This is a genomic window from Limnospira sp. PMC 289.06, assembly GCF_032350395.1.
GTDB lineage: Bacteria > Cyanobacteriota > Cyanobacteriia > Cyanobacteriales > Microcoleaceae > Limnospira > Limnospira platensis.
Window position 1 is genome coordinate 64,058 of the sequence record NZ_JARPLC010000002.1, and the last position, 10,413, is coordinate 74,470.

At 47.1% G+C, this 10,413-nt stretch carries 10 protein-coding genes; 8 read left to right on the plus strand and 2 right to left on the minus strand.

Annotated features, from left to right (window positions below; translation table 11 throughout):
- Nucleotides 1–19: 19 nt before the first annotated feature.
- From P5674_RS01075 to murI, 6 genes are all read left to right on the plus strand, one after another.
- A complete protein-coding gene (locus P5674_RS01075) occupies nt 20–2,362 on the plus strand; it encodes a glycosyltransferase (RefSeq protein WP_315669726.1) in 2,343 nt (780 codons plus the stop codon).
- 97 nt (nt 2,363–2,459) lie between these two features.
- Nucleotides 2,460–2,783 carry a hypothetical protein gene (locus P5674_RS01080; RefSeq protein WP_006619123.1) on the plus strand — a complete coding sequence of 108 codons (324 nt, stop codon included), beginning with the start codon at nt 2,460–2,462 and terminating at the stop codon, nt 2,781–2,783.
- 415 nt (nt 2,784–3,198) lie between these two features.
- Nucleotides 3,199–4,728: a photosystem II chlorophyll-binding protein CP47 gene (gene psbB / locus P5674_RS01085; protein ID WP_006619122.1), complete on the plus strand. Its 1,530-nt coding sequence runs from the start codon at nt 3,199–3,201 to the stop codon at nt 4,726–4,728.
- A 267-nt stretch (nt 4,729–4,995) separates the two neighbouring features.
- Nucleotides 4,996–5,091, plus strand: a complete 96-nt coding sequence (locus P5674_RS01090; RefSeq protein ID WP_006619121.1) for a photosystem II reaction center protein T — start codon at nt 4,996–4,998, stop codon at nt 5,089–5,091.
- Nucleotides 5,092–5,222: 131 nt separating this feature from the next.
- Nucleotides 5,223–5,762, plus strand: coding sequence for a transcriptional regulator NrdR (nrdR, locus tag P5674_RS01095; RefSeq protein WP_006619120.1), 540 nt, complete (start codon nt 5,223–5,225; stop codon nt 5,760–5,762).
- 280 nt (nt 5,763–6,042) lie between these two features.
- The gene (gene murI, locus P5674_RS01100) at nt 6,043–6,900 is read left to right on the plus strand and encodes a glutamate racemase (RefSeq protein ID WP_006619119.1); all 858 of its coding nucleotides are present in this window, start codon (nt 6,043–6,045) and stop codon (nt 6,898–6,900) included.
- 33 nt (nt 6,901–6,933) lie between these two features.
- Here the strand turns inward: murI and fabF are convergent, their stop codons facing one another.
- A complete protein-coding gene (fabF, locus tag P5674_RS01105) occupies nt 6,934–8,190 on the minus strand; it encodes a beta-ketoacyl-ACP synthase II (RefSeq protein WP_014277471.1) in 1,257 nt (418 codons plus the stop codon).
- Between the two features lie 53 nt (nt 8,191–8,243).
- On the minus strand, nt 8,244–8,492 hold the full coding sequence (gene acpP / locus P5674_RS01110; RefSeq protein WP_006616274.1) for an acyl carrier protein: 249 nt from the start codon (nt 8,490–8,492) through the stop codon (nt 8,244–8,246).
- A 206-nt stretch (nt 8,493–8,698) separates the two neighbouring features.
- Here acpP and P5674_RS01115 point away from each other — a divergent pair, with 206 nt between their 5' ends.
- Nucleotides 8,699–9,610 (plus strand): CoB--CoM heterodisulfide reductase iron-sulfur subunit B family protein, encoded by a 912-nt coding sequence (locus P5674_RS01115; protein ID WP_014277470.1) that lies wholly within the window; start codon nt 8,699–8,701, stop codon nt 9,608–9,610.
- Nucleotides 9,611–9,878: 268 nt separating this feature from the next.
- The gene (gene psaC / locus P5674_RS01120) at nt 9,879–10,124 is read left to right on the plus strand and encodes a photosystem I iron-sulfur center protein PsaC (RefSeq protein WP_006616272.1); all 246 of its coding nucleotides are present in this window, start codon (nt 9,879–9,881) and stop codon (nt 10,122–10,124) included.
- The last annotated feature ends 289 nt before the right edge of the window (nt 10,125–10,413 follow it).

The window sequence follows — 10,413 nt, forward strand, 5'->3', positions numbered from 1 at the left end:
TGGGAACCTATTTTGATCTATGAGATTTCACCTGGAAGGATGGCCGTTTGCACCTAATTGTTATGCGATCGCTACTTATTTTATCCTGAAAGAACTTTTGAGGCGATCGCATTTACAGGTTTCCTATCAAGCCAATTCCTCAGCTAGTCGTGATTCTAACCCAATTATCGATCGCTTGCTGGGTCAATTGTCAATTCCTACCGCCGACCTCCCTGGGGATAGTAACTCAGCAGATATCAGTTTAAGGATTTCCCCAGAAGCTGATTTGACCCCCACTGATAGCCAAAAAACTGGGATTTTGACCGCCCCACAATGGGGAACCCTCCTCAATATTAGTCCCGAAAATGTGTCATTAGCCCCTAATATTACCCTAATTACCCCGACAATGTGGTGTAAGGATGGATTACTGCGCGGGGGTATTCCACCTCACCAGGTGGCTGTTATCCCCCCTGGAGTTGACAGGGAAATTTTCCACCCGTTAACCTCCCCAGACAGACAGCAATTGCGTAAATCTCTGGACTGGGACTATTATTTTGTGTTTATCCATGTTAGCAACCTGGAAAATACTGATGGTATTCGACCCCTCCTCAAAGCCTTTGCGGCGGTGGTGGAAGTTTACCCCCATGCTAGACTGATATTGAAAGGCTGCACCCCAAATGGCGAAAAATTACTCCTCGAAAGCAGTCAAGCTATTTTAACTGATGCGGAAGCTAGACGAGTACAGCCTAGGTTAGCCTACATTGGCGATAATTTACCTTTGGAGTCGGTGGCGAAATTGTATCAGGCGGCTGATGTTTATGTATCCCCTGATGTCGCACCGGGGTTAAATTTACCCATTTTAGAAGCGATCGCTTCTGGTCTTCCCGTCATTTATACTGAAGGTAGTCCCGCCCAAGAATGGACTCATCCTGATTTTGGCTGGGCTATTTCTAGCCAATTCCGAACTTTTGTGATTGACTATAAAACTCGGTTTTTGCTACACCCCAATTGGGAACATTTAGTTACTCTAATGCAACAGGCTATTGAACAGCCGCAAATGGGAACTATGGCGCGGGAGTTAGTCCCCCAGTTTGTCGCCCAAAGGTTCACCTGGAAACATACCGTTGACCGGATTTTAGAGGTTCTCAACCCCTCCCCCAAACCAGCGTCGGCGCGGGGGTCTAATATCGGCGGCGCTAACATCACTTCTCACCCCCATAAGCTGGTAGTCGAAGGTTGGCGATGGTTGCCCCATTCTTATGCTTTGATTAATAGCCATCAACTCCTAGAACTTCATCAGCGATCGCCCCTGCAACTATTCCATCGAGATATGCCCTATGTTACCGAAGATTGGAAGCCTAGCCGGGGTTTATTTACCCCTGATGAAGAGGCAATTTTGGGCAGTCTCCCTACACCCCCAGAAGACCTGAAAGCCGATGTGACTTTGAGGATGTATTGTCCGTTTAACTTGGCATCTTCTGACAGTAAGAAAACCTTTGTTTTTGGTTGTACAGAGTGGGGAATTTTGCCCCAAACTATTGTGCGAGGAATGGGGGTTAATTCTTTTCGGGAAGCTCATTTAAATTCTGATAGTATTATTGTCACCGCTTCCGAATGGTCTCGCCAAGGTTTTTTGAATAGTGGCGCGGTTCCTGAACGCCTGGCGATCGTACCTTTGGGATTTGACCCCAAGGTGCATTATCCCCTCAATGAAGAAGACCGCCATAGTCTCCGCCGAGAGTTGGGATGGAGTGATTATTTTGTGATTCTCAATATTGGGATTATGTGGAATGAACGTCAAGGAGTCGCTAGGCTTTTAAAAGCCTTTGCACAAATTGCTGAGAGTTATCCAGAAGCGCGGTTAGTTTTAAAAGGTAGAGATGCCATTTTTAAGTCCAAAGAATCCATTAAAGCCGCCAGTAAACAAGTCTTAACTGATGCCCAAATTGATTTAGTTAAACCCCGGATTAGTTATCTAGGCGATAATTTATCCGCCACCGAAATCGCCCGACTCTACAAGGCGGCTGATTTATATGTTTCTCCTTATTCGGCGGAAGGCTTTAATCTCCCAGTTTTGGAAGCCGTAGCCTGTGGAACTCCGGTTATCTGCACCAAAGGAGGCCCCACAGATGAGTTTACCAGAGAGGATTTTAGCTTTTATATTAATAGTCAGCTTAAATGTTTTCAAGATGCCGAAGGTGATACTAAGTTTTACTTAGAACCTGACTTTAATCATTTAGTTGAATTAATGGAAAATGCCCTGAAAAACCCGAATTTAAGGACTCAGAATAAATCGGCGGGCTGCGAATTTGTCAGGGCTAGATTTACTTGGTCAAAAGTATGCGATCGCCTATTAGAAGTGTTATTCTCATCTAGTAGTTGAGCCTGTTCTCAGCTTCTGCCCATCATTTCCTTGACAATTTTCGCCATTATATATACAATGGAAGATTGCCAATCAATTGTTTATGTAAAGATACTCGGTGAAATACTTCTTTCTCTCAGAAGGGTGGACAATTGGACGGATTTGGGGTATTGGGGGCTTGTGGGATGTGGCCACCCAGCGGCGACTTCCTGATCTGCAAAAACTAGATGTATGTGTGTCCAACGATACAGACACCGAAAAAATGTGGCTGTACCGAGTTGAAGATGAAGTTCTGATGCTAGAAGTCAAACCGCAATGGACAGAACACCCATCAACAGGTATCGGTCAAGTAGTTCTCACCCGTCTAATTACCGCTGACCAGGTTCTCGACCGTCTGGGAATAGCATCAACCGAGTGCCGAGTCCAGGGCGGTCTTTTTTAGGAAAGCCGCCCCCTCAGTGTAGAGATATTGGGTTTTGCTTGCAATTGGTTCTAATAATATATACAATTCTTTAACAAAATCTGCGAAAATTCTCAGCTTCTAGTTTTTGATAGAAGTAGGGGATGGATTGCGGTAACAAGTGTTGGTAGAATAAATCCAAAGTTTAGGACACCAACTGCAAACGCCAAAACCGAGCGTTAAAATCAAAAAACAGACAAACAACGAAGAATCTCATGGCTCATGGGAGGACATCGGAAGCCTGATTAGGGCAGAGTGTCTGTCTGAGCCGACGGTCAGACCTGATACTGGTTGATCCTAGTTAAGGCGATCGCGGTTCAAATAGCAGGCCTGGTTTGTAATCTCTCATTTAAACGTCTGTAATTCACATTCATTGATTCTAGGAGGAGCGTAGTCAATGGGACTACCCTGGTACCGCGTACATACAGTAGTTCTGAACGATCCAGGACGGCTGATTTCTGTACACCTAATGCACACTGCTCTTGTCGCAGGTTGGGCGGGCTCTATGGCCCTGTACGAATTGGCAGTTTTTGACCCATCAGACCCAGTTCTCAATCCCATGTGGCGTCAAGGTATGTTTGTCATGCCTTTTATGGCTCGTTTGGGTGTAACTCAATCCTGGGGTGGCTGGAGTCTAACTGGTGAAGTAGCCGATAATCCCGGAATTTGGTCTTTTGAAGGGGTAGCCGCTACCCATATCATCTTGTCAGGTCTATTATTCCTGGCAGCAGTTTGGCACTGGGTTTACTGGGATCTGGAACTGTTTACCGATCCTCGGACTGGTGAACCAGCCCTAGACCTACCCAAAATGTTCGGAATTCATTTATTCCTATCTGGTTTGCTTTGTTTTGGCTTCGGAGCCTTCCACCTCACGGGACTATTCGGACCGGGAATGTGGGTTTCTGACCCCTATGGATTGACGGGAAGTATACAACCTGTCGCTCCTTCCTGGGGGCCTGAAGGATTTAACCCCTTCAATGCTGGCGGTATTGCGGCTCACCATATTGCGGCCGGAATTGTTGGCATTATTGCCGGACTATTCCACCTGTCCGTCAGACCACCTCAGCGCCTATACAAAGCCCTGCGTATGGGAAATATCGAAACTGTACTATCTAGTAGTATCGCGGCGGTATTCTTTGCGGCTTTTGTGGTAGCTGGAACTATGTGGTATGGTTCGGCTGCAACTCCGATTGAACTGTTTGGACCTACCCGCTATCAGTGGGATCAGGGATATTTCCAACAGGAAATTCAGCGCCGGGTACAAAGCAGTATTGCTCAGGGTGACAGCCCCTCAGAAGCATGGTCTAAGATTCCTGAAAAACTGGCATTTTATGACTATGTTGGTAACAGTCCCGCTAAAGGCGGTTTGTTCCGCGTCGGTCCGATGAACAAGGGCGATGGTATTGCTCAAGGTTGGCTCGGACACCCAGTATTCACTGATGCAGAAGGTCGCGAATTAACTGTTCGTCGTCTTCCTAACTTCTTTGAAACCTTCCCCGTCATTCTGACTGATGCTGATGGCGTAATTCGCGCTGACATTCCTTTCCGTCGCGCGGAGTCTCGCTACAGCTTTGAGCAAACTGGGGTGACTGTTTCTTTATATGGTGGTGAACTCAATGGTAAAACCTTCACCGATCCCGCCTCTGTGAAGAAATATGCCCGCTTTGCTCAACAGGGTGAACCATTTGCCTTTGACCGGGAAACTCTCGGCTCTGATGGGGTATTTCGTACCAGTACCCGTGGCTGGTTTACTTTCGGTCACGCTTGCTTTGCTCTGCTTTTCTTCTTTGGTCATATTTGGCACGGTTCCCGCACCATCTTCCGAGATGTATTTGCTGGGGTGGAAGCTGACCTAGAAGAACAAGTTGAGTGGGGTAACTTCCAGAAAGTTGGAGACCAAACAACTCGTGTTCAAAAGACCGTCTAAGCAGACTTCTAATCACAGTTGTTGAGTAGTTGTCAGGACAGGTTCATGGGTATATCAAAACTTGTGGCAGCTTTCCTCAATGGTTGGCGATCGCCTAAGCTGAATATATCCGACCTGTCCTTTTTTTGGTGAAGCTCCGAAAAAACATCGCACCCCTCCCTATTCTCCTGGACTTCATAAATGGGGGATTAAGTTAGGGCAGGTTTTTCAGAGTGGCATCAAGACTGATAGACTGGTAGTTAACCCGGGATATGAGGAAACATTGACATGGAAAGTGTTGCATACATATTAGTTTTGACGCTGGCTCTCGGCGTGTTGTTCTTTGCCATTGCCTTCCGGGAACCCCCCCGCATTGGTAAATAACCCGCCAACAGCATAGGATTTTCTGATTCCAATTGGGTTGTAAGGGGTATGCTTCTTAGAACCCGATTGGATATGGCTTTCGTAAATCAATCAGCATCCATGGCAAAATCTGAGTTTAAAGGACGTATATTATGCAATGTCCCGTTTGCCAACATACCAGTACCCGTGTGTTAGAATCGCGATGGGCTGAATCACTGAAAAGCATCCGGCGACGGCGGGAATGTCTCAATTGTAAACACCGTTTTACCACTTATGAACGCATCGAGTTGGTTCCTTTAACGGTGATTAAGCGTGACGGACGGCGAGAATCTTTCGATGGTTCCAAATTGTTACGGGGTTTAGTTCGTGCCTGCGAAAAAACTGGCATCGCTTCTTCTGAACTAGAAACTATGATCGAAGACATAGAAGCAGAACTCCAACAGCGTGCCACCCGCGAGGTTTCCAGCCCAGAAATTAGTGAGCTTGTACTCGATCGCCTCAAACCCATAAGTGAAGTGGCTTATATTCGCTTCGCCTCAGTTTACCGAGAATTTCAGGGAATACAAGATTTCATAACCTCCCTAACTAATTGGGAATCGACACCCACAGTCAGCACCGAAACTGTTAACCCGCACAACCCGCACAACTCCAATCAAAGTAACTATGCCGACCCTAGCCCAGTGATGAGCTAGGATCTTCTCAGGTATGCTCAGGGCTGGGAAAATAGCCGACCGAAAAAGTTAGGGTTTGATGATGTTACTCGCCTAACCCTAGATATAATCTTACCACAAATATGCTTGAGTGCTACCCTTGATGCGGGTGATAATTTGGGTGGCGGTGTTCGCCCTATCAATCCTGATCGTGTACTTTTAACCTGAACAGATAAATCTGTTAAGGCGGGTAGGATGTTTAGTTGTCATCAACAACAGCCCATCGAGCCCATTAAACATCATAACAATTGCCAGGCAACCAATGACAAGGGATAAACGAGGACAGAAAATCGCTATTTTCGATAGTGGTGTGGGTGGTTTAACGGTTTTGAGGGAATTGTATCGGCAACTTCCCAATGAATCGATTTTGTATTTTGCGGATACGGCGCGACTACCTTACGGGACGCGATCGCCTGAAGAGATTGTGCAATTTGTCCGCGAAATTATTACTTGGGCAGTGGCTCAGGATGTTAAAATGGTGCTGATGGCTTGTAACACCAGTTCTGCCTTGGCTTTAGAAGTAGTTAGGTCTGAGTTTGACATACCGATTTTAGGCTTAATTTTACCGGGAGCCAGGGCTGCTATCAGCCAAGGTGAGCGGATCGGGGTAATTGCTACCCCAGCCACCGCCGCCAGCAATGCCTATCGTCAGGCGATTCAAGAAATCAACCCGGCTGTACAGGTTTGGCAGGTTGGTTGTCCGGCTTTTGTTCCGCTAATTGAACAAAATCGCATTCATGATCCTTGTACATTAGAGGCGGCGCGAGAATATTTAACCCCTTTGATACAACAGCGTATTGATACGCTCATCTATGGTTGCACCCACTATCCCCACTTAGCCCCAGTGTTGCGATCGCTATTACCGGCTGCGGTGAAATTAGTTGATCCAGCAGTGCATTTAGTGGAAGCAGTCGCCCAGGAATTAGAATTACTAGGACTACGCCATGGCGACCTACCGCGACCGACCCGTTTTTGTGTGAGTGGCTGTGCCGAACAGTTTGCTAATCTGTCGGTACAATGGCTAGGATATACTCCGGCTGTGGAGTCGATTACTTTACCAACCCTGACCTCTGGGACTGTGGAAACAGCAGTTTCAGTTAGCGATGGCATAATTAGTTAGACATTCCCCCCCACTGGGGGGGTTTTGAGTCTTTTAATTGTCGTTAAACTTGCGGAATGCTAGGGTGATGTTATGACCCCCAAAACCGAAGGAGTTAGATAAAGCCACGTCCACAGTTTGGCTGCGGCTGTGGTTAGGAACATAATCTAAATCACATTCAGGATCGGGATTTTCCAGGTTAATGGTAGGGGGAATGTGGTCATGGGCGATCGCCAATACCGCCGCCACTGCTTCAATACCCCCAGAACCTCCTAACAGGTGTCCGGTCATAGATTTAGTCGAACTAACCGCCACTTTATAGGCGTGTTCACCCAAAGCCGTTTTAATGGCTGCAGTTTCCGTCGGATCATTAGCGGGGGTGCTGGTTCCGTGAGCGTTAATATAGCTAATCTGATCAGGAGTTAATCCAGCATCTTTCATAGCCAAAGCGATCGCCTTAGCCGCTCCGACACCTCCGGGAACCGGGGAAGTCATATGATAAGCGTCGCAAGTCATACCATAGCCGACAATTTCGCCATAAATGCGAGCGCCGCGACTCAGGGCATACTCCAACTCTTCCAAAACCAGTATTCCGGTACCTTCACCCATAACAAAGCCATCTCGTCCCACATCAAAAGGACGACAGGCATGGAGTGGGTCATCATTGCGAGTAGACAGGGCTCGTGCCGCCGCAAACCCTGCCACCGACAGGGGAGTTACAGCGGCTTCTGTACCGCCACATATCATCGCCTGAGCGTATCCTCGTTGAATTAGTCTAAAAGCATCTCCCACCGCATTAGACCCGGCTGCACAGGCCGTTACGGGGCAGCTATTAGGTCCTTTAGCGCCCGTATGTATAGCAGTGAGTCCAGCCGCCATGTTAGCGATCATCATGGGAATCATAAACGGGCTGCATCGGTCTGGGCCACGAGTTAAATAAACTTCCTGCTGATCCTCAAGAACTTTGAGTCCCCCAATGCCTGTACCAATCATGATTCCCACCTGGTCTGCATTCAGGTCATCAATTACTAATTCCGCATCAGCGATCGCCTGTTTACTCGCCGCCACTGCAAATTGAGCAAACCGATCCATGCGCTTGGCTTCTTTGCGCGAAATGTAGTCACAGGGATCAAATCCTTTCACCTCTCCAGCAATGCGACAATCATGGCGTGACGCATCGAATAAAGTGATCGGGCCGATTCCATTTCGCCCAGCTAACAACCCCTCCCAATACTCAGTAATCGTATTACCAATGGGAGTAATTGCTCCGAGACCTGTAACAACAACGCGCTTGCGGTTCATATCAGTCATGACTTTTCTATCAGAAGTTAACCACCCAGAATGCAGAACACAGGCAAATCCTCCTAGGCGGAGGCTGTTACCTTACTATTAATAAAACTCACCGCGTCTTGGACTGTGGTAATTTTTTCGGCTTCTTCGTCCGGGATCTCGATGTCGAATTCCTCTTCCAATGCCATTACCAGTTCTACTGTATCTAACGAGTCTGCGCCCAAGTCATTGACAAAATTCGCTTCTGGTGTTACCTGTGCCGAATCAACTTCTAGTTGCTCGGCTACGATTTTCTTAACTGTTTCAAATGTATCTGAACTCATGGAATGTTTCCTCTATAGGATGCCGCGTATTCCATATTATCGGAAAGCGTAATCCCCGCGATCATCATTTTCTACTTTTGTGGTAGATTCTGCTCCTGGGGCTGAGGCAACCTTTATGGTTTCTTTAGGTATGCGATCGCTCCCTAGGGTAGATGATAGATTAACAGTGGGTGATTAGCCCGCAGTCATTTCATAAAAATATTGCTATGTCATCTTCCGTAAAACTCAGATATGCCTATTTTCCCGGTTGTGTCGCTCAAGGGGCTTGTCGGGAACTCTATGACTCAACCCAAGTCCTCACCCAAGCCCTGGGAATTGAATTAGTCGAGCTAAAAAAAGCCTCCTGTTGCGGTTCTGGGACTTTTAAAGAAGATTCTCAACTACTGGAGGATACTGTTAACGCCCGAAATATTGCCCTAGCCGAGGAGCTGAACTTACCTCTACTGACTCACTGTAGCACCTGTCAGGGCGTGATTGGTCGGGTTGATGAACGCCTGAAAGACTATCAGAATAATGATCCGGCTTATCTCGAAAAAGTTAACCAACTTCTGCAAAAAGAAAGCTGCACCCCCTACAAAGGCGCAACCGAGGTTAAACACTTATTATGGGCTTTGGTGGCTGATTATGGTTTAGCCGAAATTGAGCGCCAGGTGACTAAGAAGTTATCCGGTTTAAAATGTGCCGCTTTCTATGGCTGCTATCTCTTACGCGCCCAACATCAATTGATTTATGATGATCCTCATCAACCCGAGTCTATGGAAAATGTGTTTCGGGCGCTGGGGGCTACACCGATTTATTATCGGGGACGGACTCAGTGCTGTGGTTGGCCGATTTCTAGTTATGCTACCAATGAATCTTTCCAAATGGCTGGTAATCATATCGAAGAGGCGATCGCTGCTGGGGCTGATTGTATGGTAACACCCTGTCCTCTGTGTCATCTTAACCTAGACTCACGCCAACCGGAAATCGCTAAATATCTAGGGCGCGCGTTCAATTTACCCGTCCTCCACCTTCCCCAAATCATTGCCCTAGCCCTAGGTATCAGCCCCAAAGCCCTCGGTTTAGACAACCACATTGTCTCCACCACCCCCGTATTAGAGAAGATCATGAACAGTTGACAATTGATAATTCTGCCTCCCCCTAACGATAGGTGTGGTGAGGGGTAGTTTCTCCGGTGGTAGCGAGAAATTAACCAACTTCCCCCTTCCCTATTAGGTCCGCAAAATATTACAGAGTTTAAAGTTTTGTCGCCTTGTGTATCCTGAAAGGCAAACACTAAGCTAAAGTGATCGAAGATATACGATAATCCTGCTTTGAGCAAACCGTTTAATCTGCATCTATATGTAGATACGCGGCAAACCTGATATCTTTGGGAGAACTTATTCAATGTCTCATTCCGTCAAAATTTACGATACCTGTATTGGTTGCACCCAGTGTGTTCGCGCTTGTCCCTTGGATGTGCTAGAAATGGTACCCTGGGATGGCTGTAAAGCTGGTCAAATTGCTTCCTCTCCCCGTACCGAAGACTGCATCGGTTGTAAGCGGTGTGAGACTGCTTGTCCTACTGACTTCCTCAGCGTTCGGGTTTACCTCGGTGCTGAAACTACCCGCAGTATGGGTCTGGCTTACTAAAGTTGTTCCAATGGCAGTTACCCAAATCCTTTTGGGGTTCAAACTGCCTCCGCACCGTTTCACGGATTCATCATAAATGTCGGGCAGAATACCCCATCCTTCTCACAATTGAGGGGGGGGATAAATGCCCGACTAATATACTAAATTCGATATAAACATATACAAAACTTCACTTTTTAGATGTAGGTTGGGTGTAGGGCAGCGAAACCCAACAAGAAGTCTGTCCGGTGGAGGTGTAGGTTGGGTGTAGGGCAGCGAAACCCAACAAGAAGTCTGTCCGGTGGAGGTG